The organism is Phytohabitans sp. LZ39 (assembly GCF_059359075.1).
Genome location: NZ_JCADBM010000007.1, coordinates 256,197 through 281,167 on the forward strand (window position 1 = coordinate 256,197; position 24,971 = coordinate 281,167).

General features: G+C 73.0%; 20 protein-coding genes. 7 read left to right on the forward strand and 13 right to left on the reverse strand.

Translation table 11 applies throughout. The annotated features are described in order from the left end of the window. Positions 1-9: 9 nt before the first annotated feature. Together AC5L36_RS16580 and AC5L36_RS16585 are read right to left on the reverse strand one after the other, a co-directional pair. Complete coding sequence (locus AC5L36_RS16580; RefSeq protein WP_441216667.1) at positions 10-459, reverse strand: hypothetical protein; 450 nt, start codon at positions 457-459, stop codon at positions 10-12. A gap of 137 nt (positions 460-596) precedes the next feature. Further along, positions 597-1,310 (reverse strand): MerR family transcriptional regulator, encoded by a 714-nt coding sequence (locus tag AC5L36_RS16585; protein ID WP_441216668.1) that lies wholly within the window; start codon positions 1,308-1,310, stop codon positions 597-599. Between the two features lie 100 nt (positions 1,311-1,410). On the opposite strand from AC5L36_RS16585, the gene uvrA reads away from it, so the two are divergent. Together uvrA and AC5L36_RS16595 are read left to right on the forward strand one after the other, a co-directional pair. Next, a complete protein-coding gene (gene uvrA, locus AC5L36_RS16590) occupies positions 1,411-3,924 on the forward strand; it encodes an excinuclease ABC subunit UvrA (protein WP_441216669.1) in 2,514 nt (837 codons plus the stop codon). After that, positions 3,921-4,820: an SMP-30/gluconolactonase/LRE family protein gene (locus AC5L36_RS16595; RefSeq protein WP_441216670.1), complete on the forward strand. Its 900-nt coding sequence runs from the start codon at positions 3,921-3,923 to the stop codon at positions 4,818-4,820. The genes uvrA and AC5L36_RS16595 overlap by 4 nt, the downstream gene beginning before the upstream one ends. A 47-nt stretch (positions 4,821-4,867) precedes the next feature. Here AC5L36_RS16595 and AC5L36_RS16600 read toward each other — a convergent pair whose 3' ends face one another. The 6 genes from AC5L36_RS16600 to AC5L36_RS16625 are packed head-to-tail and all read right to left on the reverse strand — an operon-like array spanning position 4,868 to position 14,619. Further along, entirely contained in the window at positions 4,868-7,195 is a 2,328-nt protein-coding gene (locus AC5L36_RS16600) for an AbfB domain-containing protein (RefSeq protein ID WP_441216671.1), read from the reverse strand. 11 nt (positions 7,196-7,206) lie between these two features. After that, on the reverse strand, positions 7,207-10,020 hold the full coding sequence (locus AC5L36_RS16605) for an RICIN domain-containing protein (protein ID WP_441216672.1): 2,814 nt from the start codon (positions 10,018-10,020) through the stop codon (positions 7,207-7,209). 52 nt (positions 10,021-10,072) lie between these two features. Next, positions 10,073-11,062: an ABC transporter permease gene (locus AC5L36_RS16610; protein WP_441216673.1), complete on the reverse strand. Its 990-nt coding sequence runs from the start codon at positions 11,060-11,062 to the stop codon at positions 10,073-10,075. Beyond that, positions 11,059-12,030 (reverse strand): ABC transporter permease, encoded by a 972-nt coding sequence (locus AC5L36_RS16615; protein ID WP_441216674.1) that lies wholly within the window; start codon positions 12,028-12,030, stop codon positions 11,059-11,061. The genes AC5L36_RS16610 and AC5L36_RS16615 overlap by 4 nt, the downstream gene beginning before the upstream one ends. Further along, complete coding sequence (locus AC5L36_RS16620) at positions 12,023-13,555, reverse strand: sugar ABC transporter ATP-binding protein (protein WP_441216675.1); 1,533 nt, start codon at positions 13,553-13,555, stop codon at positions 12,023-12,025. The genes AC5L36_RS16615 and AC5L36_RS16620 overlap by 8 nt, the downstream gene beginning before the upstream one ends. Beyond that, on the reverse strand, positions 13,555-14,619 hold the full coding sequence (locus AC5L36_RS16625) for an ABC transporter substrate-binding protein (protein WP_441216676.1): 1,065 nt from the start codon (positions 14,617-14,619) through the stop codon (positions 13,555-13,557). Before AC5L36_RS16625 ends, AC5L36_RS16620 begins: the two co-directional genes overlap by 1 nt. Before the next feature lie 200 nt (positions 14,620-14,819). On the opposite strand from AC5L36_RS16625, the gene AC5L36_RS16630 reads away from it, so the two are divergent. The 3 genes from AC5L36_RS16630 to AC5L36_RS16640 all read left to right on the forward strand — a co-directional run bounded on the left by AC5L36_RS16630 (position 14,820) and on the right by AC5L36_RS16640 (position 17,594). Continuing rightward, positions 14,820-15,632: a DeoR/GlpR family DNA-binding transcription regulator gene (locus AC5L36_RS16630; RefSeq protein WP_441216677.1), complete on the forward strand. Its 813-nt coding sequence runs from the start codon at positions 14,820-14,822 to the stop codon at positions 15,630-15,632. Positions 15,633-15,819: 187 nt separating this feature from the next. Further along, positions 15,820-17,319 (forward strand): sugar ABC transporter ATP-binding protein, encoded by a 1,500-nt coding sequence (locus AC5L36_RS16635; RefSeq protein ID WP_441216678.1) that lies wholly within the window; start codon positions 15,820-15,822, stop codon positions 17,317-17,319. Between the two features lie 65 nt (positions 17,320-17,384). Then, positions 17,385-17,594: a hypothetical protein gene (locus AC5L36_RS16640; RefSeq protein ID WP_441216679.1), complete on the forward strand. Its 210-nt coding sequence runs from the start codon at positions 17,385-17,387 to the stop codon at positions 17,592-17,594. A gap of 254 nt (positions 17,595-17,848) precedes the next feature. Here the strand turns inward: AC5L36_RS16640 and AC5L36_RS16645 are convergent, their stop codons facing one another. From AC5L36_RS16645 to AC5L36_RS16655, 3 genes are all read right to left on the reverse strand, one after another. After that, on the reverse strand, positions 17,849-19,255 hold the full coding sequence (locus tag AC5L36_RS16645; protein ID WP_441216680.1) for a DEAD/DEAH box helicase: 1,407 nt from the start codon (positions 19,253-19,255) through the stop codon (positions 17,849-17,851). Between the two features lie 67 nt (positions 19,256-19,322). Then, positions 19,323-20,375 (reverse strand): fatty acid desaturase family protein, encoded by a 1,053-nt coding sequence (locus AC5L36_RS16650; RefSeq protein ID WP_441216681.1) that lies wholly within the window; start codon positions 20,373-20,375, stop codon positions 19,323-19,325. 101 nt (positions 20,376-20,476) lie between these two features. Then, the gene (locus AC5L36_RS16655) at positions 20,477-21,181 is read right to left on the reverse strand and encodes an SDR family oxidoreductase (RefSeq protein ID WP_441216682.1); all 705 of its coding nucleotides are present in this window, start codon (positions 21,179-21,181) and stop codon (positions 20,477-20,479) included. 94 nt (positions 21,182-21,275) lie between these two features. Between AC5L36_RS16655 and AC5L36_RS16660 the strand changes: the two genes are divergently transcribed. Both AC5L36_RS16660 and AC5L36_RS16665 read left to right on the forward strand, forming a co-directional pair. Next, on the forward strand, positions 21,276-21,839 hold the full coding sequence (locus tag AC5L36_RS16660; protein ID WP_441216683.1) for a TetR/AcrR family transcriptional regulator: 564 nt from the start codon (positions 21,276-21,278) through the stop codon (positions 21,837-21,839). Positions 21,840-21,842: 3 nt separating this feature from the next. Continuing rightward, entirely contained in the window at positions 21,843-22,517 is a 675-nt protein-coding gene (locus AC5L36_RS16665; RefSeq protein ID WP_441216684.1) for a nucleoside/nucleotide kinase family protein, read from the forward strand. Positions 22,518-22,655: 138 nt separating this feature from the next. Here AC5L36_RS16665 and AC5L36_RS16670 read toward each other — a convergent pair whose 3' ends face one another. After that, positions 22,656-23,783, reverse strand: coding sequence for an acyl-CoA dehydrogenase family protein (locus AC5L36_RS16670; protein WP_441216685.1), 1,128 nt, complete (start codon positions 23,781-23,783; stop codon positions 22,656-22,658). Positions 23,784-23,809: 26 nt separating this feature from the next. Continuing rightward, positions 23,810-24,910, reverse strand: a complete 1,101-nt coding sequence (locus AC5L36_RS16675; protein ID WP_441216686.1) for a M24 family metallopeptidase — start codon at positions 24,908-24,910, stop codon at positions 23,810-23,812. Positions 24,911-24,971 lie beyond the last annotated feature (61 nt).

Genomic DNA, 24,971 nt, shown 5'->3' on the forward strand with positions numbered 1-24,971 from the left:
GGCCGGTGGTCAGCCCAGGACCGAGCCGCTGGCGCTCGCCGTGCCGACGCCCGACGTGCTGCCGCGGGCGGTGCCCACGACCTGGCCGTTGAAGATGGCCCGCACGTCGACGTTGCCCTTGCCGTGGATCACCTCGACCCGCCACGTGTGCCGCAGGCCGTCGGAGGGCACGTCGATCGACATCCGCCAGGGCAGCTTCACGGTGTTCACCTTCGTGGGCTTGCCGTCCAGCGCGTAGGTGAGCGACGTGACCCGGGCGGTGCCGGTCGCGGTGACGACCAGGATGTGCGGCTGCCGGGCCGCGGGCGTGGACGGGGCCGCCGAGGCGCTCGGCGAGGAAGCGGCCACGCTGGGCGGGTCCGCCGCGGCGGGCGGCTCGCCGGCGTCGTCGCCGCCGCATCCCGCGGCCAGGAGGACCACGGCGGCGGCGGTGGGGACAAGTCGGGCTATAGGCGGCATGCGCCACACCCTATCCACCGGCCGCCACCCCGGCGATCTTGCGCCCGCCGGGCGGCGGGGTCCGGCGGAGCGGAGCGGCCGCGGCCGGCCACCGTGACCTGGATGTCCGGCACGAGGTCGCGGTCGCCGAGGGCGGCTCACGCGCTGGGCTCGGCGGGTCGGCTCTCCGCGGTGGGCGACACGAGGTGGCTCAGGTGGGCGGCGCCGTCCAGGAGGGCGGCCGAGCGGCGGGTCAGCTCGGCCTGGCGGCCGGCGACGGCCTCGCGCAGCGCAGCGCTGCTCCCGGTGCGGCGCAGGCCGTCGAGGATGGGGCCGATCCGCGGCAGCGGGTACCAGCTCTGGCGCAGCATCCGGATCATCCGCGCGTCCCGCACCTCCGCCGGGCCGTAGCGGCGGTATCCGGTGACCCGCTCGCGGCGCGGCGCCAGCAGGCCGGCCGCCTCCCACACGCGCAACGCCGACGTCCGCACGCCGAGCTGGGCGGCCAGCTCGCCCACGCTCAGCTCCGGCCCGCCGGCGTCCGCCGGGACCGGAGGGACCGCCTCCAGCGCGGCGGCCGTGGTCTGTAGCGCGACGCGTTCCTGGTGCAGGGCGGCGTGGCCGGCGTCCATCAGCGCGAGCGCCCGCGGCACCTCGCCGGCCAGCACCGCGCGCATGATGGCGCGCGCCGGCTCCGGGCCGTGGCCGGCCGCCAGGCCGCGGTAGGCGAGCACCGCGCGCAGGTGGCGCTCGTCGAAGGTGCGGTAGCCGCTGCCGGTGCGGGGCACCGGGGGCAGCACGCCGGCGTCCTCGTAGTTGCGGATCTGCTGGGTCGAGACGCCCGCCGCGCGCGCCAGGTCGACCGTCCGCACGCCACCGCCTCCTTCACCACGGGAGTTGAGGGTTGGTGCACAGCATACGGCCACTTTTCGCGAAAACCCTCTACAGGAGCTTCAATGAGAGACTTTAAGCATGGAATGGATCACGGTTACCGGGGCGCGGCTGCACAACCTCAAGAACGTCACGCTGGCCGTACCCAAGCGGAAGCTCGTCGTCCTCACCGGACTGTCCGGCTCGGGCAAGTCCACTCTCGCGCTCGACACCCTGCACCGGGAAGGGCAGCGGCAGTACATGGAGTCGCTGGGCATGGTGACCGCGTTCGTGAGCAAGCCGGCCGTCGACTCGATCACCGGGCTCTCCCCCTCGATCAGCATCGACCAGCACCTCACCAACCGCAGCCCGCGTTCCACCGTGGGCACCGCCACCGAGGTGTTCACCTACCTGCGGCTGCTCTGGGCCCGGATCGGCCACCGGCCGTGTCCGGAGTGCGGCGGCGACGTGCCGCCGGCGTACGACGTGGCCAGCGACGACGACTGGGACGAGGCGGACGCCGGCGCGCTGCCCTGCCCGCACTGCGCGGCGCCGGTGCCCGGCCTGGTGATGGGCGACTTCTCGTTCAACAAGCCGGCCGGCGCCTGCCCCACCTGCACCGGCATCGGCACCGTGCACCGCGCGGCGGCCGACCGCCTGGTGGACGAGGAGCGCGGCGTCGAGGCGGGCGCGGTGCGCGGCTGGCCGCCGGCGCTCGTCGAGCACAACGTCCGGGTCCTGCGGGCCGCGGCCCACCACTACGGCTTCGCGTTCTCCCCCGCCGTGCCGGTCAAGGACCTCGCGCCGGCCGCCCGCGACCTGCTGCTGCACGGCGTCGGCTCGGCGGAGTTCGGCCGGTACTTCCCGGACACGCCGCCACCCGCGACGGCCGCCAAGGGCCGCTTCGAGGGGGTGCTGACGAACGTGCTGCGCCGGTACGCGGACCGGATCGAGGACACCGCATACCGGGAGAAGATGGAGCAGGTGCTCACCACCGAGACCTGCCCGGACTGCGCGGGCACCCGGCTGCGGCCGGAGAGCCGCCGGGTCACCGTCGCCGGACTGTCCATCGTGGACGCGACCCGGATGCCGCTGGACGGCCTCGCCGCGTGGATCTCCACGATCGGCGCGGCCGCCGGCGAGGAGGAGCGGCGCTTCGCCGAGCCGGTCGTCGAGGACCTCCGGGAGCGGGTGCGGCGCCTGGTCGACGTGGGCGTGGAGTACCTGACGCTGGACCGCTCGACGCCCACCCTCTCGGCCGGCGAGGCGCAGCGGCTGCGGCTGGCCGCGCTGCTCGGCTCCGGGCTCACCGGCGTGCTGTACGTGCTCGACGAGCCCACCATCGGCCTGCACCCGGCGGACACCGAGCGGCTCGTCGAGGTGCTGCGGCGGCTGCGGGACCTCGGCAACACCGTCCTGGTCATCGAGCACGACCTCGACGTGCTGCGCGCCGCCGACCACATCGTCGACGTCGGGCCCGGGGCGGGACGCGACGGCGGGCGGATGGTCGCCGCCGGTACCCCGGAAGAGGTGGCCGCCACCGCGGGCTCGGTGACCGGCGACCACCTCGCGGGCCGGCGGAGCGTGCCGGTGCCCGCGGCCCGGCGGGTGCCCGGCGACCGCGCCCTGGTGGTCCGCGGCGCCCGCGCCCACAACCTCAAGGACGTCACCGTGCGGCTGCCGCTCGGCGTGCTCGTCGCGGTGACCGGCCCGTCCGGCTCGGGCAAGTCGTCGCTGCTGCTCGACGTGCTCGACCGGGCCGCCCGGCGGCACTTCCACGGCGCCGGCGACCCGCCCGGCCCGCACGACGGCATCGACGGGTGGGAGCACCTGGACAAGGTGGTGACCATCGACCAGCAGGCGATCGGCCGGGTGCCCCGGTCGAACGCGGCGACCTACTCGGACCTGTTCACGCCGATCCGGGAGGCGTTCGCGGCGACCGCCGGCGCGCGGGACGGCAAGCTGACCGCCGGGCACTTCTCGTTCAACGTGGCGGGTGGGCGGTGCGAGCGGTGCACCGGCGCGGGTGTGCTCAGCGTCTCGATGCACTTCCTGCCGGCGGTGGAGGTACGCTGCCCGTCCTGCCGGGGGCGGCGCTTCAACCGGCGGGTGCTCGCCGTGAAGTACCGGGGCCACGACATCGCCGAGGCGCTCGACATGACCGTCGCGGACGCCCTCGACGTCTTCGCGGACGTGCCCGGCGCGGCCACCCGGCTGCGGCTGCTCGCCGACGTCGGGCTCGGCTACCTGCCGCTGGGGCAGCCGGCGACCACGCTGTCCGGTGGCGAGGCGCAGCGGATCAAGCTGGCCAAGGAGCTGGCCCGCAGGGCGACCGGGCGGACGCTGTACCTGCTGGACGAGCCGACGACCGGGCTGCATCCGGCGGACACGGCCCGGCTGCTCGGCGTGCTCCAGCGGCTCGTCGACGCCGGCAACACGGTGCTCACCATCGAGCACGACCTCGACGTCGTCCGCGCCGCCGACTGGGTGGTCGACCTCGGGCCCGGTGGCGGCTCCGCGGGCGGCGAGGTGGTCGCCGAGGGTCCGCCCGAGCGGATCGCGGCCAGTGGGTCGCGGACCGGGAAGTACCTGGGCATGGCAGGCTCGCACGCATGAGCGAGTTGATCGAGGCACGCTTCGAGATCCTGGACGAGCGCTTCGCCGGCTACGGCGGCGACGCCTACCTCACCCGGCTGCACACCGGCGGCCGCTGGCTGGAGGGGCCGGCGTACTTCGCCGCCGGGCGCTACCTCGTCTTCAGCGACATCCCCAACGACCAGATCCTGCGGTGGGACGAGACGACCGGCGCGGTCGGCGTCTTCCGCGCACCGTCCGGGTACGCCAACGGCAACACCGTCGACCGGCACGGCCGCCTGGTCACCTGCGAGCACGGCAACCGGCGGGTGACCCGCACCGAGCACGACGGCTCGGTCACCGTGCTCGCCGACCGCTACCGGGGCCAGCGGCTCAACAGCCCCAACGACGTGGTGGAGCGGGCGGACGGCTCGATCTGGTTCACCGACCCGAGCTACGGCATCGACAGCGACTACGAGGGATACAAGTCGGAGAGCGAGATCGACGCCTGCAACGTCTACCGGGTCGACCCGTCGAGCGGCGAGGTGCGGCTCGTCGCCGGCGACTTCGTGCGGCCGAACGGGCTGGCGTTCACATTGGACGAGCGCCGGCTGTACATCGTGGACACCCGGGAGAAGCACGTGCGGGTGTTCGACGTAGGCGACTCCGGCGACCTGCGGGGCGGCGAGGTCTTCGCCACCTGCACCGCCGGCAGCTTCGACGGGATGCGCCTGGACCACCGCGGCAACGTGTGGGTCTCCGCGCACGACGGCGTGCACGTCTTCGCGCCGGACGGCACGCTCATCGGCAAGCTGCTGGTGCCGGAGATCGTCTCCAACCTGACGTTCGGCGGGCCGCGCCGCAACGACCTGTTCGTCACCGCCACCAGCGCCGTGTACACGCTGCGGGTCAACGTCACGGCCGGCCGCTACCCGTAGGAGAGGCCCGCCGCCCCGGTCACCAGCCGGGGCGGCGGGCGGTCACCCTAGGGCGCCCAGGGCGCGACGACGTTCCACGTCGCGTCGGCGGCCCATGGCGTGGGTGAGTTCCAGGCGGCGCCGCCCGCGCCGTCGCTCATCCACACCTCCGCGTTCGCGTGCCGCAGGTACGAGCCGCGGTAGTTGTACGACTCCAGCGAGACGCCGCTCCCGGTCAGCCCGCCGCGGGCACACCAGGTCGCGTCCGCCCGCAGCAGCGCGCTGCCGTCGTCGACCGAGTTTCGCACCCGCGAGTCGGCGTGCCGCAGGAACTGTCCGGGGAAGTTGACCGACTCGAACGAGTAGCAGCTCCCGTCGGCGAGGCCGGCCCGCACGGTGTACGTGGCGTCGTTCTTCAGCGGCGCGGGGCTGGCCCCGTCGACCACGTCCGTGTACGCCAGGCTGTTCTGGTGCCGCAGGTACCGGTTGGTGAAGCCGGGCGTGGTGACCTGGAACGAGACCCGGCCGCCTACCGGCAGCTGCACGCGCGCGGTGCTCGGCAGGGCGCGGGACGCGTCGATCAGCGCCTGGTTGGCCGCCCGCACCCGGGCCTGGTCCATCTTGACCACCTGCCGGTCGTACGTCAGGAAGCCGTTGAGCTCGCCCTCCAGGTCGGTGATCTCGGTGTAGACCGCGGCGCTCAGGCCCTTGCCGATCATCAGGTTTCGCACGCCCTGCACGAGGCCGACGTACCGGTTGGTGAGCGCGGTCGCGTCGGTCTGCCACTCGTACGCGAAGAAGCCGCCGCTCGGGCTCCACTCGTGGCCGGGCGTGTGCAGGCCGAGCCCGCCGAACTCGCCGAGCACCGCGACCCGCGTCGCGGACGGCAGCGGCGAGGCGGGCCCGAGGTACATGTGCCAGTCGTCGATGTCGCCGTTGCCCGGGTTGCCCAGCGACTGGCAGCAGTTGTGCCCACTGTGGACGTTGACCAGGCGGGTCGGGTCCTGGCTCTTGACCGCGTTGCCGACCCGCTGGGTGTCGGCGAGGGCCCGCTCGCCCCAGCCCTCGTTGTACACCGTGTACGCGACGACCGACGGCGAGCTACGGTGCTCGTCGACGATCTCCCGCGCCTCCGCCTCGAACTGCGCCTGCTGGGCGTTGTCGGCGTTGACGTCCTGCGCGGTCAGCGACGGGATGTCCTGCCAGACCAGCAGCCCGAGCCGGTCGGCGTGGTAGAACCACCGCTGCGGCTCCACCTTGATGTGCTTGCGCACCATGTTGAAGCCAAGGTCCTTGTGCTTCTGGAGGTCGAAGGCGAGGGCCGCGTCGGTGGGCGCGGTGTAGACGCCGTCCGGCCAGTACCCCTGGTCGAGGGTGCCGGTCTGGAAGACGAACTGTCCGTTGAGCAGTGGCCGGAGCACGCCGTTGACCATGCCGACGCCGACCTGCCGCATGCCGAAGTAGTGCGTGGTCCGGTCCACCGTGGACCCGGAGCCGTTGCGCAGGCTGACCCGCAGGTTGTAGAGGAACGGGTCGTCCGGCGTCCAGCGGCGGGCGTTCGGCACCGGCACGGCGAACTCGGCGAAGCCGCCGGTCGCGCTCCCGACCACCGTGGCGCCGTTGAGCGCCTCGGCGAGCACGCTGTGACCGGTCACGTCACCGCGGGTGAAAACCCGCACCCGGATCGTGTTGTTGGCGAGGTTGGGGTACAGGTCGACCCGGCTGATCGACGAGACCGGGGTCGGCTCCAGCCACACCGTCTGCCAGATGCCGGAGCTGGGCGTGTAGAAGATGCCGTTGGGCGTCTTGGTCTGCTTGCCGATCGGCGGCAGGCTGCCGTTCTGGCGGGTGTCGCTCGGGTCCCACACCTTCACGACGACCTCGTTGGTGCCGCCGTTGAGCTGCGGCGTGACGTCGAAGGTGAACGCGTCGTAGCCGCCGCTGTGCGTGCCGACCTGCGTGCCGTTGACCCACACGGTGGCCTGCCAGTCGACGGCGCCGAAATGCAGCTGCACCCGCCGGCCGGACCAGCCCGCCGGCACCGTGAACGTGCGGCGGTAGAACAGGTAGTTGCGGTTGTCGTTGGCCGCGCGCATCACGCCGGACAGCGCCGACTCGACCGGAAACGGCACGTTGACGCGCTCGGGCAGGGTGGTGTTGAACTGCGGGGCGTCGTTGGTGGCCGACTGGCGCAGCTGCCACTCGCCGTTGAGGTTGAGCCAGTCGGGGCGGGTCATCTGCGGGCGGGGGTACTCGGGCAGGGGTGTGCCGTTGAGTGCCTGGGCGGTCCAGGGGGTCGTGAGGGGCGGGGTCTTGGCGGGTGCGGCCTGCGCGGGCGAGGGGATGGCCAGCAGGCCGGCCACCAGGATCATGACGGCGGGCAGGGGTCGTCTCATGGGGGCCGTCCTTAGAGGATCAACCAGTCGTGGTCGGGGGTGCCGTTGTCCTGGAACTGCTCCACGTTGGCCGAGTCCAGCGTGGACATGTCGTGTACGGCGAGAACCTTGCCGCTGTGCCTGTTCTGGATCCGGACGGTGCCCGGCCCGCCGGCGACCACGCGCAGCCGCCACTGGTGGTCCGCGGTGCCGTTGTCGTCGAACTGCACCACCTGCGCCGAGTCCGCGGTGGACATGCCGGCGACGCCGAGCACCTTTCCGGAGTGCTGGTTGCGGATCCGGTACCAGCCGTCCCCGTCGGGCAGGAACGCCCAGACGTGGTCGGCGCCACCGGTGTCCGCGTACTGCTGGACCCGCGCGGAGTTCACTGTGGACGTGCCCTCCACCGCGAGCACCTTCCCCGAGTGCCCGTTCAGGATCTTGACCGGGCCGTCGGGTACGAGCCGCCACTCGTGGTCGGCGGTCCCGTTGTCGTCGAACTGCACCACCTGCGCGGAGTCCGCCGTGGACATGCCGGTGACGCCGATCACCTTGCCGCTGTTGGCGTTGCGCAGGCGGAAGTGGCCGTCGCCGCTGTCGACGAGCTGCCACCTCTGATCCGCCGAACCCACATCGGCGAACTGCTGCACGCGGGCCGAGTTCGCCGTGGACATCCCCTCCACGGCGAGCACCTTGCCCGAGTTGGCGCACTGGAGCTTCACGTACCCGCCACCGGCGTCGACGATCCGCCAGAGGTGGTCGGCGGTGCCGCTGTCGGCGAACTGCACCACGTTCGCCGAGTCGCCGTGTGACATGCCGTCGACGCCGAGCACCTTGCCCGAGTGCTTGTTCCAGATCCGGAAGGCGGCACCCGGGCGCTGCCACGCGCGGGTGCCGCCGGTCTGCGGGAAGCTCGTGATCCGCAGCCGGGCCGCGCCCATCGGGATGAGCGTGACCTGCTCGACCGGCGCGGTCGAGGCGACCGGGCCGTCCTGGAGCGGGGCGACCACCCGCTGCTGGTCGGCCTGCCAGGCGGCGATCCGCTGCCCGCTGGTGGTCAACCGCACCGGCGCGTTCGGGACCGTGAACGGGTCGGTGAGGCTGCCGCCGCCGGACGTGACCGTGACCGCGGCGCCCGGCACGAGCCCGTAGTTCCACGGCGAGCCGGCGTGCACGTCGTACTCCGGGAACTGGTCGGTGCCGCCGGTACGGGCCCACTGCTCGGTGATCCGCAGCGAGAAGGCGAGCGCGCCATAGTGGACGGACGCCGCGCCGTGCTGCCGCGGCCAGGTGCGCACGACCGGCCGCATCGGCAGCCGCAGGGTGATGGTGTCGCCGTCGCGCCAGGTGCGGTGGACGGTCACGTAGCGCGGGCCGGGGCCGGCGGCCACGACCGCGCCGTTGATCCGCAGCTCGGGATCGAGGCACCAGCCGGGGATCCGCATCGAGAACGGGAAGCCGACGGCGGACGGCGCGCGGAGCCGGAACGTGACCGTGTCGCCGAACGGGTAGGCGGTGTCCTCCGTGACGGTGACGGAGACCCCGGTGCCCACGCGGGCCGTCACCGTCGACGGGCCGAGCAGCGCCGCGCACAGGCCGCCGTCCGGGGTGGACAGCCACATCTCCTCCACGTAGTACGGCCAGCCCATGCCGTAGTTGTGCGGGCAGCAGCGGTACCGTTCGATCCCGGGCCGGTAGGACTGCATCTCGAACGGGTTGTCGAACTGCCCCTGCGTCTTCGGCACGTTGTCCAGGTCGACGCTGTTGGCGCTGGTGACGTAGTGCACCGCCCGGCCGGACGGGTCGAGCGCGGCGGGCAGCGAGTTGAACGCGAGCTCCTCGGTGCGGTCGCCCCACACCGGGTCGCCGGTGATCCGGGTGAGGATCTCGTGGCTGAGCATGTACTCGACGATCCCGCAGGTCTCGAACCCCTGCCGCGGGTCGACCAGCGCGGGCCGCATGTTCTCGTCGCCGGCGAAGCCGCCGCCGGGAAACTGCCCGTAGTCGCGCTGGATGGCGTCGTAGAGGCCGTAGGTGGCCGCCCGGTCGCCGTCCACACCGGACAGCACCCAGTACTGCGCCGGTTCGCGGAAGCCCTGCGCGACGTTGACGTTGTGCCGGTTGGGCAGCCCGGCGCGCCAGCTGGGCGAGTTGGCGTGGATCTTGCGCACGAGGTCGAGCAGGAACGCGGCGCCGGTGCGGTTGTAGAGCCAGTAGACGACGTCGATCGTGTCGCCCCAGCGCCAGGCGCCCCAGCTGTACCCGAAGACGGCGGTGGGCTGCGCGTCCAGGTACCGGAAGAAGCGGGTCAGGAACGGGTCGACCCGCGGGTCACCGGTGTACTCGGCGTGCGAGCGGAGGGCGGCGAGCATCGGCATGTGCGGCCACAGGTCGGGGTGGCCGGCGGGCGTGGTGCGCAGCGCGTCCGGGCCGAAGAAGCCGTCCGCCGCCTGGGTCGCGATGACCCCGTTCATCCAGCGGCGGGCGGCCGCCAGCACGGTCGGGTCGCCGGTGACGTAGCCGAGGTCGACGTACCCGCGCAACCAGTACGGCACCTCCTCCCAGCCGCCGAGCGCCGGGTTGGTCCAGCCGGTGCCGTCGTACCGCAGGTAGCGGGACACCTCGGCGAGGCGCCCGTTGAGGCCGTTCACCTGCTTGGCCAACTGAGTGCTCAACCAGCCCCGGGCGCGGACCGCGCCGGGTGGCAGGCGGAGGAACGCGGCCGGGCGCAGCGGGGCCCGGTTGGCGAGGTAGTGGGTGGCGGCGGACGCGGGCGCGCCCGGGACGGCCGCGGCGACGGCGGCGCCGCCCGCGACCGCCAGCAGATGACGTCGACGGATTGACATGTCCAGATCCCTTCGGGGTAGAGCTCCGCCCGTGCGGCGGGCGGAGATCGGGTCAGGACAGGCGCTGGGCACGGTGCAGCAGCCGCTGCACCACGACGACGAGCGCGAGGAAGGCACCGCTTACCACCTGCTGGAACGAGGAGGTGAGGGTGCCGACCTGGTTGATGAGGCTCTGGATGACGCCGAGCAGCAGCACGCCGGCCATCGTGCCGGTGAGCCCGCCGGCGCCGCCGGTCAGCAGGGTGCCGCCGATGACGACGGCGGCGATGACGTCGAGCTCCAGCCCGGCGCCGAGGATGGTGACGCCGGAGGAGAGCCGGGCCGCGTTGAGCGCGCCGGCGAGGCCGGCCAGGAGCCCCGAGACGAGGTACACCGTGGCCTTCACCCGCGCCACGGGCACGCCCATCAGCGCGGCCGCCTCCTCGCTGCCGCCGATCGCGTACACGGTCTGCCCGAAACCGGTGCGCTGCAACAGGATCGCGCCCACCACGAACAGGCCGAGCGTGATGTACACCGGCACGGTCAGGCCGAGGAACGACGCCTGGCCCAGCGAGGCGAACGCGTCGGACTCGACGAGGTAGGTGTTGGCGCCCTCGCCGGACACGGCGAGCATGAGCCCGCGCATGCCGAGCAGCCCGGCGAGCGTGACGATGAACGGCGCCATCCCGGTCCGCGCGATGATCAGCCCTTGGAGCAGGCCGATGGCGCCGCAGACGGCGAGCGGCAGCAGGAGCGCGACGAGCACGCCGTACCGCGAGCCGTAGGCGGCGAGCACGCCGGCGAGCACGAACGACGACCCGACCGACAGGTCGATGCCGCCGCTGATGATCACGAACGTCATGCCGATCGCGATGATGGCGACGAACGAGGAGGAGACCGCGATGTTCGCCGCGTTCCGCGGGGTGGCGAACGAGTCGAACGCGATCCCTCCGATGAGGACGGTCGCGGCGAGCACCATGAGCGCGCCGTGGTGCTGGAGGATCTGGCTGGCCCGCTCGCCCCGGGCCGGCGCGGCCGGAGCCGCCTCGACGGTCGTCGTCACTTCTTCCTCCCCCGAGCGGCGTAGACGGCGGCCAGGATGATGACGGCCTGCACCATCTGGGTCCAGGACTGCGGCAGGTTGTGCTTGATGAGCGTCGCTTGGAGCAGCTGGATGAGCAGCGCGCCCATCACCGTGCCGAGCACCCGCACCCGCCCGCCGGTGAGCGGGGTGCCGCCGACCACCACGGCCGTGATGGCGGACAGCTCCATGAGCAGGCCGAGCGAGGTGGGGTCGCTGGCCTGGAGCCGGGCCGTGGCGAGCACGCCGGCGATCGCCGCGAGCAGTCCACTCAGGACGTACACGGTGACGAGGATGCGCCGTACCGGGAGGCCGGAGAGCTTGGCGGCGGCCCGGTTGCCGCCGACGGCGACGAGCTGGCGGCCGAAGATGGTGCGCTTCACGACGAACGCCACGACGGCGGTGAGCGCCGCCGCGATGATCACCACGAGCGGCAGGCCGAGGACCGAGCGGCTGCCGAGCGTGATGAGCGTGGGGTTGCGAAACTCGGTGAGCTGCGGGACGAGCACGTTGGCCAGGCCGCGGACGCCGACCAGCAACGCCAGCGTGGCGACGATCGGCTGCACCCCGGCGTAGGCGACCAGCGCTCCCCCGCCCGCGCCGACCACCGCCCCGGCCACCAGCGCGGCGACGATCGCGACCGGCGCGCCGTAGCCGAGGTAGAGCACCACCATCGCCGACGACAGCGCCATCACCGAGCCGACCGACAGGTCGATCCCCTCGGTGCCGATGACCAGCGCCATGCCCAGCGCGGTGATGACGATCGGGGCGACCTGGATGAGCTGGGTGCGGAAGTTGGCGACCTCCAGGAAGTGCGGGGTGAACGCCACGTTGAACAGCAGCAGCGCGAGCACCGAGGCGTAGACCCCGTACCGCTGGAGCCAGGCCAGCACGCGGGTGCGGCTCCCGAGCGGCTGCGGGAGGGCCGCCGCCGCCGTCGTCTCAGCCATCGACCCCTCCCCCGTCCGCGATCGCGTTCATGATCGCCTCTTCGGTCACCTCCGCGCCGAGGAGCTCTCCGACGACCACCCCGTCGCGCAGCACCACGACCCGGTCCGAGCCCTCGACCAGCTCCTCCAGGTCGGAGGAGATGAGCAGCACGCCGAGCCCTTCGGCCGCCAGCTCGTCGATCAGCGCCTGCACCTCGGCCTTGGCGCCGACGTCGATGCCCCGGGTCGGCTCGTCGAGCAGCAGCACCTTGGCGCCGGTGGCGAGCGAACGGGCCAGCAGCACCTTCTGCTGGTTGCCGCCGGACAGCTCGGAGACCAGCTGGTGCGGGCTGGTCGCCTTGATGCGCAGCCGCTTCATCAGCGTCGCGACCACCCGGTCGACCCGGGCCTCGGAGACGATCCCGGCCCGGGAGAGGCGGGGCAGCGCGGCGAGCGCGATGTTGTCGCGGACCGACATCGTCGGCACGATCCCCTCGGCCTTGCGGTCTTCGGGCAGCAGGCTGGCGCCGGCCCGGATGGCCGCCGCCGGCGAGCCCTTGCGCACCGGGTGGCCTGCCACGACCACCGCCCCGCCGTCGAACGGCAGCGCGCCGGCGATCGCCTTCGCGGTCTCGCTGCGCCCGGCGCCGAGCAGCCCGCCAAGGCCGACGACCTCGCCGGGGCGTACCCGGACGGAGACGTCGTGGAGCTGATGGCGCCGGGACAGCGCGCGGGCCTCGACCACCGGCTGCCCGTTCTTGGCGGCGTGCTCACCGGAGAACTCGGTCTGGCCACGCAGCCGCACGTCGGTGGTGTCGCGGCCGAGCATGAGCGCGATCAGCTTGACCCGCTCCAGCTCGTCGAGCGGGCCGGAGTGCGCCACCCGCCCGTCCCGCAGCACGGTCACCCGGTCGCAGATCCGGTACAGCTCCTCGAGGCGGTGGCTGACGTACACCACCGCGATGCCGTCGGCGCGCAGCCGGGCGATCACCCCGAAGAGGGTGTCGACCTCGCGCGGTTCGAGGGCGGAGGTGGGCTCGTCCATGATGACCACGCGCGCGTCGACCGAGACCGCGCGGGCCAGCGCCACCATCTGCTGCGCGCCCATGCCGAGCGAGCGCAAACTGCGGCGCACGTCAAGTTTCAGTCCCAGGCTGGTCAGGACCTCGGCGGCGCGCGCGTGGAGACCGGTCACGTCGATGACCCCGAGCCGGCCGCGCGGCTCGCGGCCGAGCAGCAGGTTGTGCGCCACGCTCATCTGCGGGACGAGGTTGACCTCCTGGTAGATGGTGGAGATCCCGGCGCGCTGCGCTTCGAAGGGCGTGCCGAACGACACCGGCCCACCGTGCAGGCGGAGCTCCCCCCGGTCCGGCTGGTGCACTCCGGTCAGGACCTTGATGAGGGTGGACTTGCCGGCGCCGTTCTCGCCGACCAGGGCGTGCACCTCGCCCGCGCCGAGGGCGAAGGAGACGCCGTCCAGGGCGAGGACGCCGGGGAACCCTTTTGAGATTCCCCGGGCCTCGAGTACGGGAGTCGCGCCGTTCATCAGTACGCGTGCCCCAGGCTGTCCTTGGCGTTCGCCGTGGTGTACTCCCGGTCGCTGATGATGGTGGTGGCCGGGATGGCCTCGCCGGCGACGAACTTCTGGGCGGTCTGGAAGGCGAGCGGCCCGAAGCGCGGGTTGGACTCGATCACCGAGTACAGCCAGCCGTCCACGATCCCCTGCACGGCCGCGCGGGTGCCGTCGATCGACACGATCTTGACCTGCCCGGCGGTCTTGCCCGCGCCCTTCAGCGCGGTCACCGCGCCGAGCGCCATCTCGTCGTTCTCCGCGTAGATCCCGCTCGTGGTCGGCCGGGACTGGATCAGCTGCTCGGTGACCTGCTGGCCCTTCTCGCGGGTGAACTCGCCGGTCTGTTCAAAAGTGATCTTGATGTTGGGCGCCTTCTCCGCGATCCGGTCCTTGAAGCCGGCGGTGCGGTCGGTGGTGACGTTGTTGCCCGGCGCGCCGAGCAGGATCGCCACCTCGCCGGTGCCGTCGAGGGCCGCGATCATCTGGTCGGCGGCCCGCTTGCCCTGCTCGTAGAAGTCCGAGCCGATGAACGTGAGGTAGTCCGTGCACGGCTTGGCGTTGATCTTCCGGTCGATGGTGATGATCGGGATCTTCTTCTCCGCCGCCTGCTTGAGCACCGGCTCCCAGCCGTCGGAGTTGAGCGGGGCGATGACCAGCAGCTTCGCGCCCTGCGCGATGAGCTGCTGCACGTCCGAGATCTGCTTGGAGAACTGGGACTGCGCGTTGGTGACCCGCAGGTTGGCCACGCCCAGCGCCTTCGCCTCATCCTTGATCGACTGGGTCTCGGCGATCCGGAACGGGTTGGCCTCCTTCTCCGACTGGGAGAAGCCGACCGTCGCCGTCTTCACGTCGAACGCCTGGCCGCCGAAGGCCTGGAGCGTGCAGGTGGGGCCGTCGGCCGCGGCGCTCTGCGCCACCTGCTGGCCCTCGCTGCCCACCGGAGCCGGTGTATCGGAGGTGTCCTCGCCCCTGGCACACGCGCCGGTCGCGAGGAGGGCGGCCATCGCGAGCGCCGCCCATCCACGTGTTCTGGCCATGGTGATCCTTTCGTGGTGGGGGGCCGACGCGCGCCATCGGTTGGACTCAATCAAGCACCCGGCGCCGAACAAAGTCAATACCAACCGATCAGATTCGGTCGCGAATCCGATCGGAACCGATCGCGGGCGTGGTGTGACCGGTCGCCTCACGGACCTGAGTACGATCAGAACCGAAGTCATCCGATCACAAGGGGTGGAGCGTGGCGGCGGACGACTCCCGGGGACCGGTGGAGACGCGGCGGGCGATGTTCGCCGCCGAGCGGCGCCAGCGCATCCTCGAGGTGATGCGGGCCAACGGCGCCGCCTCCCTGCGCGACCTCGCCGAGGCGGTGCAGTCCTCGGAGGTCACGGTCCGGCGCGACCTGCGCGTGCTGGAGGCGGATGGGCTGCTCAACCGGCACCACGGCGGCGCGACACTGCCCGGCGCCCTCTCCCGCGAGCCCACGTACGCGCAGAAGGCGCACGTCGCCTCCGCCGAGAAGGCCGCGATCGGCGAGCTCGCCGCGTCGCTGGTGGAGGACGGCGACGCGATCGTGATCGGCGCCGGCACCACCACCCAGGTCTTCGCCCAGCACCTGGCCCGGCACACCGAGCTCGCCGTGGTCACCAACTCGCTGCTGGTCGCCCAGGCGCTGGCCGCCGCGCCGCGGATCGAGGTGGTGCTCACCGGCGGCACGCTGCGCGGCTCGATCCTCGCGCTGGTCGGCAGCGCGGCCGAGCGCTCGGTGGCCGGGCTGCGGGTGCGGCGGGCGTTCATCTCCGGCAACGGGCTCACCCCCGAGCGCGGCGTCTCCACCCCGAACATGCAGGTCGCCAGCATCGACCGGGCCCTGGCGGCGGCCGCCGAGGAGATCGTCGTCCTCGCCGACCACACCAAGATCGGCGTCGACACGATGGTCCAGACGGTACCCACCGACGAGATCGACCACCTGGTCACCGACGACGACGCACCCCGCGACGTGCTCGACGAGCTGGCCAACCGCGCGGTCCGCCTGCACGTCGCCCGCTTGTAAAGGGCTCTTTACGATTCCGCTCGCATAGGGAATCATTCGGTCAGTCTTCTGCGAGGGTGCCGCCGCCCGCAGACCCCACCAAGCGAAGGGAGCGCAGCGACCGGAGCGACCGGGGTCTACAGGGCGGCATCCAAGGCACCCGAGCCGCCCTCGCGGAGCGAGGGCCGGTGTCATAGAGGGGGCACCCGTGGTGGACGCGATACTCGACATGGCGGGTGTGGTCCGGGACTTCCCCGGCACCCGCGCGCTCGACCACGTCTCGTTCACCCTCGGCCGCGGCGAGGTGCACGCGGTCGTCGGTGAGAACGGCGCCGGCAAGTCCACATTGGTCAAAGTGCTCGCCGGCGTCCACCAGCCCGACGCCGGGATCCTGCGCGTGGCGGGCGAACGGATCCGCTTCGCCTCGCCGCGCGACGCCGAGCGGGCGGGGATCAGCGCCCTACACCAGGACGCCAACCTGGTGCCGCAGATGAGCGTCGCCCGCAACCTCTTCCTCGGCCGCGAGCCGCGCCGCCGCGCCGGCCTCATCAACGTCGGCCGGATGCACGCGCTCGCCGCCGACATCGTCGCCGGGCTCGGACTGCGGGTGGACGTGCGCCGGCCGCTCGGCGCGTACGAACCAGGCGTCCGGCAGATGGTGGCCGTCGGCCGGGCGCTTTCCGCCGGTACCCCCGTGGTCGTCCTGGATGAACCGACGGCGGGCCTGGAGGCCGCGGAGGCCGGCCGGCTCTTCGCGGCGATCGCGGCTCTTCGGGCCGAAGGCCGCTCGGTGGTCTACGTGACCCACAAGCTGTCCGAAGTGGAGGCCGTCTGCGACCGGGTAACCGTGCTGCGCGACGGGCGGATCGTCCACACCGGACCGGTCGCCGGCCTCGACCGGCTGCGGCTGGTGTCGCTGATGCTGGGCCGCCGCGTCACCCCCGGGCCGACCGCGGTGCTCGGCGCGGCCGCGGACGAGCCGGCCGACGAGCCGATCCTCCAGGCGACCGGGCTCACCCGCCGGCACGTGCTCACCGACGTCTCCATCAACCTGCGCCCCGGCGAGGTGGTCGGGCTCAGCGGGCTGCTCGGCGCGGGCCGCACCGAGACCGCGCGGGCGATCGCCGGCGCGCTGCCGCTCGACTCGGGGCAGGTGACGGTCTCCGGAGCCCATCTACGCAGGCGTTCGATCGCCGGCGCGATCCGGGCCGGCGTGGGACTGCTGCCCGACAACCGCAAGGCCGAGGGCATCGTCGGCACGCTGTCGGTCCGCGACAACATCGCGCTCGCCGCCCTGCCCCGCCTGGCCCGCGCCGGCATCGTGTCCGAGGCGCGGCTCGACAAGGTGGTCGGCGCGCTGATGAGCCGCCTGCGCATCAAGGCGACCAGCCCGCACCAGCCGGCGTCCGAGCTGTCCGGCGGCACCCAGCAGAAGGTGCTGCTGGCCCGGTGGCTGGCCACCCATCCCCGGGTGCTCATGCTGGACGAGCCCACCCGCGGTATCGACGTGGGCAGCAAGGCCGAGGTGCAGTCGCTCATCGACGACCTGGCGGTCGACGGCCTGGCGGTCATGCTGATCTCGTCCGACCTCGACGAGATCGTGAGCACCTGCGACCGCGTGGTGGTGCTCCGCGACGGCGCGATCGTCAGCCAGCTCACCGGCACCGACATCACCGAGAAGAACATCATGTCCCTGCTCGCCGGCTGAGCGCCGACCGTCTCGACCTCCGCGCGCGTAGGCTGAGGTTCCCCACCGGACGGGAGCACCACCTCATGCCCTACCTCAGCGACGTCAACCTGCGCGCGATCCTGGTCGTGCTCGTCGCCCGGTCGGGCGGATCGGTCGAGATCAGCAACGAGGAGCTCTACGACGCGATGATGCCCGACAGCGGCGAGAGCGAGCGCTTCGTGGTCACGGAGACCACCGGAGGGGTCCGGGTCTCGATCCACGGGTCCCGGCAGGGGCAGGCCCGGTCCAACTGACGCCTCCGCGCGGCGGGCGCGGGTAGGGGTAGCGACCACCAACCGGCGGCTGTCCGACGTGGCCGAGGCCGTGGTCGACGGTAGCGAGCAGATCCCGCCGGCGCCATAGGGGGTTGACCGCGACCAAACGCGAGGGTGGTCTCCCGCCGCCGCCTCGGCATTGAGCAATGTGGACAGACCTGGCCCCGCGCTGCCCGGGAAAGGCCGTGACCAGCGGGCGACGATCTGGGCGCGAGGCGGGCCGGAGTCGAGGCCTAGCGGGATCGTCCGCCGGATCGGCGGGTCGCGCCGACCCGGCTGCCGGCGGAGAAGGCGGCCGCGCCGGACACCGGTGGCGCCGCGTTTCGGCCACCGCTCGAACGGCTCTGGCGGCGGGGTTTGGCCGCGGCGGGTGCGGCCTGCCGCCGGGCACCGCCGCCGCGGGCCGGCCGGGCCTCCTCGACGCGCGCCACCCGCGGCGGATCGACGAGGGTACGGGGGCCGGGGGCGATCTGGTCGAGGAGCGGATGTCCGGGCCGCAGCCGCGTCGTCGTCGGGGCGATGCCGGCCTGGCGCGCGAGCTGGCGGACGCCGTCGACCTGGTCGTCGGTCATCAGCGTCACGACCGTGCCGGTCGCGCCGGCGCGCGCGGTGCGGCCGGAGCGGTGCAGGTACGCCTTGTACTCGGCGGGCGGGTCGGCGTGCACGACCAGCGCGACGTCGTCGACGTGGATACCCCGCGCGGCGATGTCGGTCGCCACGAGCGTGGTCGCGCTGCCCGCGGCGAACGCGGTCAGGTTGCGGCTGCGCGCGGCCTGGGCCAGGTTGCCGTGCAGCTCGATGGCCGGCACGCCGGCTTCGACGAGCTGGCGGGTCAGCGCCTTGGCCCGCCGCTTGGTGCGGGCGAACACCAGCGTGCGGCCCGGAGCGGCGGCCAGGTCGACCAGCACGGCCAGCCGGTCGTGGTGGGCGATGTGCAGCATGTGGTGCGGCACGGCCGCCGGGGATGGCGCGGCGTCGACGCTGTGTGTCACCGGGTCGGTCAGGTATCGCCGGACAAGGACGTCGACGCCGGCGTCGAGCGTCGCCGAGAAGAGCAGCCGCTGGCCACGCCTCGGGGTCGCGTCGAGCAGCCGCCGCACGGCCGGCAGGAAGCCGAGGTCGGCCATGTGGTCGGCCTCGTCGAGCACGGTGATCTCGACCGCGTCCAGGCTGGCGTGCCCGCTCTCGACGTGGTCTTCGAGCCGGCCCGGACAGGCGATGAGCACGTCGACGCCCGACCGCAGCGCGGCGATCTGGCGGCCGGGGGCCACCCCGCCGAACACCGTCAGGGTGCGCAGGGACATGGCGGCCGCCAGCGGCGCGATCGACGCCTCGATCTGGGCGGCGAGCTCGCGGGTGGGCGCGAGGACCAGGGCCCGCGGCCGGCCTGGACGGCGCGGCGCGGAGGCCGCCGCCAGCCGGGCGAGCAGCGGCAGCGCGAACGCGTAGGTCTTGCCGGAGCCGGTGCGGCCGCGGCCGAGGACGTCGCGCCCGGCGAGGGCGTCGGGCAGCGTCGCCGACTGGATCGGGAACGGCGCGGTGACGCCACCCGCCGCAAGCGCCTCGACGAGGCGGGCGGGCACGCCGAGCTGGGCGAACGTGGTGGAGGGTGCGGTGGAACGAGGGCGGCGGACCGCCATATGGTCTCCGAACGTTGGGAAGTGAACGGCCCGGCGTGGGGCCCTGGTGGCCGCTTCGGCCCCAAGACTATCCGACCGGCTCGGGGGCCGGGCGGCCCACGCGCTCGAGGTGGCCCAGCGCCTGGGCGTAGGAGTCGAAGAGGCCGGTCTCCAGGTACGGCAGGCCGTACTCGCGGCAGTGGGCGCGCACCAGCGGCTGGGCGTGCTTCAGGGCCGGCCGGGGCATGTGGGGAAACAGGTGGTGCTCGATCTGGTAGTTGAGCCCGCCGAGCAGGAAGTCGAGCACGCGGCCGCCGCGCACGTTGCGCGAGGTGAGCACCTGGCGGCGCAGGAAGTCGCTGTCGTCGTCGCGGGCCAGGATGGGCATGCCCTTGTGGTTGGGCGCGAAGACCGACCCGAGGTAGAGGCCGAGCAGGCCTTGGTGCACCACGAAGAAGGCCAGCGCCTGCCACGGCGACAGCACCAGCAGCAGCGCGGCCAGGTAACCCACGACGTGCACGGCGAACAGCACCGCCTCGGGGACGCGGGCGCGGTAACCGGGGCGTACCAGCGCCTTGAGACCGGTCACCCGCAGGTCGATCGCGAGCAGCAGGAGCATCGGGAAGAACAGCCAGCCCTGGTGGCGCACGACCAGCCGGCCGAACCACGTCTTCCGGGCCGCCACCTGCCCGTCCGTGTACGCCAGGTTGTCCCCGTTGATGTCCGGATCGAGCCCCTCCTGGTTGGGGTGGGCGTGGTGGCGGTGGTGCTTGTCCACCCACCAGCCGAACACCAGCCCGATCGCGAGGTTGCCCGCCACCAGCCCGACGAGCTGGTTGGCCCGGCGGGTGCGGAAGATCTGCCGGTGCCCGGCGTCGTGCGCGAGGAACCCGGTCTGCGCGAACACGGCGGCCAGGAACGCCGCGGTGAGCAGCTGCCACCACGAGTCGGCGAGCAGCGCGAAGGCCACCCAACCGGCGAGCATGGCGCCGAGGGTCGCGGCGATCTTGGCGCCGTAGTAGCCGGGCCGCCGGTCGAGCAGGCCGGCTTCGCGTACGCGGGACAGCAAGTCGGCGTAGTCGCTGCCGCGCTTTCGTGTACGCGGTCGGGGCAGGGTGACGGTGGACTCGAACGTGCTCACGGGTCTCCTCGTGGCAAGCGGCACTGGGTACGCCGCCGAGGTCCGGAGCAGACGTTCCGTTCAGGCTACCCGCCCCACCCGCTACCCGCCCGGCGCCGCGGTCAGGCGGGCTGAGCGGCGAGCTGGGGGTACAGCGCGGCCACCTCGGCCGCCAGGCCCCGCTTCACGTCCCGGGTGACCTCGTCGGCCAGCACCTCGTGCGCACCCGACTCGACGCCGTCGAGGGCCTGCCGCACCACCTCCCGCGGGTCGCTCTTGGGCGCCTGGACCGCGGCGGCCATGTCGGTGTCCACGTAGCCGACGTGCAGGCCGGTCACGCCGACGCCGCTGGGTGCCAGGTCCAGGCGGAGCGAGTTGGTCATGGACCACAGCGCCGCCTTCGTCGCGCTGTACGAGCCGTTGAGCGCGATCCACGACAGCACGGAGTGGACGTTGAGCACGTGACCGCCGTTGGCGACCAGGGCGGGGGCGAACGCGCGGGTGACCAGCAGCGGGCCGTAGAAGTTGACCTCGAACTCGCGGCGCACGTCATCGACGGGTGAGGTCAGGAAGTTGGCGGCGACAAGCGCGCCGGCGTTGTTGACCAGCAGCGTCACGTCGCCGGCCGTCGCGGCGGCCGCGGCCACCGAGTCCGGATCGGTGACGTCCAGCGCCAGCGGCACCGCGCCGGCCGTGGTGACCGCGCGCGGGTCACGGGCGGCCGCGTACACCCTGGCGGCGCCGCGGGCGAGGGCCTCCTCCACGAACGCCCTGCCGAGCCCGCGGTTGCCACCGGTGACCAGTACGACCGAGTTCTCGATCTTCATTCTCTGCTCCCTCGAATGCGGTAAACCGATCGGTTTCCAGGCCACCGTAAACCGATCGGTTTTCGAGCGCAAGGGATCGCGTTAAGCTGCTGGCGTGACCGTTCCCACCACCCGCGAGCGCCTGCTCCGCACCGCCGCCGACCTCTTCTACCGGGAAGGCGTCGCCCCCGTCGGCGTGGAGCGGCTGTGCCAGACGGCGGGCGTGTCGAAGCGCTCGATGTACCAGCTCTTCGACACCAAGGACGACCTCGTCGCGGAGACCCTGCGCACGCACGGCCCGGCCATCGTCGCCGACTACTTCCCCGCCGCGGACGCCGGACTGAGCCCGCGGGAGCGGATCCGGTACGTGTTCCAGCGCCTCGACGAGCAGAGCGGCACGCCCGGCTTCCACGGCTGCCCGTTCGTCAACACGGCGGTCGAGACCCGCGACCCCGACCACCCGGCGACGGTGGTCGCCCGCGGCTTCAAGGAGCAGCTGGCCGCCTACTTCGCGACCCACGCGGCCGCCCTGGGCGTCGCCGACCCGGAGGCGCTGGCGGTCCAGCTCACGATGGTCTTCGACGGCGCCTCGGTACGCGCGGTGATGCGCGGCACGGGCCTCGACGGCGCCGCGACCCGCACCGCGGACGCCCTGCTGGCCGCCGCCGGCGCCCCCTGACCGGTGCGACTCCGCGTCCTCGCCACCGTCGCCGACCGCGTGCCCGAGCCACCGGACCGGGCCTGCGTACGCGTCGGCGTGGACGGCCCCGACGGCTCGGGAAAGACCGTGTTCGCCGACGACCTGGCCGCCCTGCTCCGCGAACGCGGCCGGCCGGTCGTCCGCATCTCGCTCGACGACTTCCACAACGTACGCGCCGTACGCTACCGCCGGGGCCGCGACTCCCCGGAGGGCTTCTGGCGCGACTCCTACGACTACGCCCGGTTCCGCGCCGACGTCCTCGACCCGTTCGGACCGGGCGGCTCGCGCCGCTACCGCGCCGCCGCGCACGACCTCGCCACCGACGCGGTCCTGACCCCCGAGCCGCGACTCGCCCCCGAGGGCGCGGTGCTCGTCGTCGACGGCCTGTTTCTGCACCGCGACGAACTGGCGAACGTCTGGGACCTGTCCGTCTTCCTCGACGTGCCGTTCGCCGTGACCGTCCGGCGGATGGCGCTCCGCGACGGCACCAACCCCGACCCCGACCACGCCGACGTGCGCCGGTACGTGGAGGCCCAGCGCATCTACTTCGCCGCTTGCACCCCACAGCGACGGGCCACGGTCCTGCTCGACAACACCGACTTCCACCAACCCCGGATCCTGCACCGACGCGCGGCCGAACCGGACCGGCCGACGTAACGCGGCCGCATCGCACCCGCGCCGGCGAGCCTCACCCGTCCACCGCCGGTGCCCGCGGAGCGTTCCGTCGACCGCGGACGCGGACGAATAGGCCTCGAAGCAAAGCCACGACGGGCGGCGCCCCTGACCGGCGCGCGACTACAGGGACTTGGCGATCACCAGGCGCTGGATCTGGTTGGTGCCCTCCACGATCTGGAGCACCTTGGCCTCGCGCATGTAGCGCTCCACCGGATGGTCCGACACGTACCCGTAACCGCCGAGCACCTGGACCGCGTCGGTCGTCACGCGCATGGCCATGTCCGTCGCGAAGAGTTTGGCCTTCGCGGCCTCGGACGAGTACGGGCGGCCGGCGTCCTTGAGCCTCGCCGCCGCCAGCACCAGGGCGCGCGCCGCCGCTATGCCCGTCGCGGCGTCCGCGAGCATGAAGCGGATGCCCTGGAAGTCCAGGATGGAGGTGCCGAACTGCGCTCGCTCGCGGGCGTATCCCACCGCGTAGTCGAGGGCCGCCTGGGCCAGGCCGACCGCGCAGGCGGCGATGCCCAGCCGGCCCGAGTCGAGGGCCTCCATCGCGATCCGGAAGCCGGTACCTAGGGAACCGACCAGGCGGTCGGCGGGGACGCGGGCGTCGTCGAAGGCGATCTGGGCGACCGGCGACGAGCGCAGGCCCATGGTCTTTTCCGGGGCCTGCGGGACGATGCCGGGGGTGGCCGCGTCGGCCAGCAGGCAGGAGATGCCGTGCGGGCCGGGGCCGCCGGTACGGCAGAAGATGTTGTAGAAGTCGGCCTTGCCGGCGTGGGTGATCCAGGCCTTGGTGCCGGTGACCACGTAGGCCTCGCCGTCGAGGACGGCCTTGGTCGCCAGCGCGGCCGCGTCGGAGCCGCCCTGTGGCTCGCTCAGGCAGTAGGCGCCGAGCAGCTCGCCGCCGAGCATGTCGGGCAGGAGCTTGCGCAGCTGCTCGCCGCCGTGCGCGTACACCGGATAGCAGGACAGCGTGTGGACGCTGACGGCCTCCGCGACGGCCAGCCAGCGACTGGCGAGGAGCTCGACCACCTGGAGGTAGACCTCGTAGGGCTGGCCGGATCCGCCGGCGTCCTCGGGGTAGGGCAGGCCGAGCAGGCCGGCGCGCCCGATCGTGCGGATCACCTCGCGCGGGAAGACGCCGCGCGCCTCGAAGTCGTCCACGCGCGGGGCCAGCTCCCCGTCGGCCAGCTCGCGGGTGAGTTCCAGCAGGTCGTACGCCTCGGGGGTGGGCAGGAGCCGATCCATGCCCCTAAGCTTAACGGTCGTTAGGGTTACAGCTCCACCAACGACGTGGAAAGCGTGTTGAGGCGCTCGACGCCCCCGGCCGTGCAGACGACGATGTCCTCGATCCGGGCGCCGTGGCGTCCGGCCAGGTAGATGCCGGGCTCGACGGAGAAGGCCATCCCGGGCTCCAGCGGCAGGTCGTTGCCGGCCACGATGTAGGGCTCCTCGTGCCCGTCGAGGCCGATGCCGTGGCCGGTGCGGTGCAGGAACGCCTCGCCGTAGCCCGCGTCGGCGATCATCGATCGGGCGGCGGCGTCGACCGACGAGGCCGGCACCCCCGGGCGGACCGCGGCCACCGACGCGCGCTGCGCCGCGAACAGCACCTCGTAGTAGTCCGAAAACTCGCGCGGCGCGGCGCCCACCGCGTAGGTGCGGGTCGAGTCGGAGCAGTAGCCGGACGGCATGGTGCCGCCGATGTCCACGACCACCGGGTCGCCCGGCTGGATGACCCGGTCGGAGGTGGCGTGGTGCGGGCTGGCGCCGTTGGGACCGGACGCGACGATCACGAAGTCGACCGTGTCGTGGCCGGCGTCGCGGATCGCGCCGGCGATGTCGGCGCCGACCTCGGCCTCGGTGCGGCCGGCGCGCAGCCACTCGCCCATCCGCGCGTGCACCGCGTCGATGGCCGCGCCGGCCTCGCGCAGCGCCGCCACCTCCGCCGGCGACTTGCGCATCCGCATGGGCGCGAGCACCTCGCCGGCCAGCCGCTGCCGCGCCTCCGGCAGCGCGTCGCGCAGGGCCAGGACCTGCGTGGCCCACATCCGGTCGGCCAGGCCGACCGCACGCACGGGTCCGCCGAGCGCCTTCCGCACCAGGGGGTACGGGTCGGTGCCGTCCTCGTGGTCGACGACGCGCACCCCGGTGCCGGGCGCCGGGGAGGCCTCGGCCGCCGGGCGCTCCAGGCGCGGCACGATCAGCGTCGCTTCCCCTTGCGCGGGCAGGACCAGGCAGGTCAGGCGCTCGAGCGCGTGGGCGTGGTAGCCGGTCAGGTAGCGCAGGTCGGAGCCGGGCGTGAGCAGGAGCGCGTCGAGGCCAGCGGCATTGACGGCCTTCTGTGCGTCGGCGAGGCGTCGCGGTGGGTAGAGCACGGGCCGAGCGTAATGTACGCTCGCCTCTACGCATCACGTGAGCGCGGCCGGGCGGCGTCGC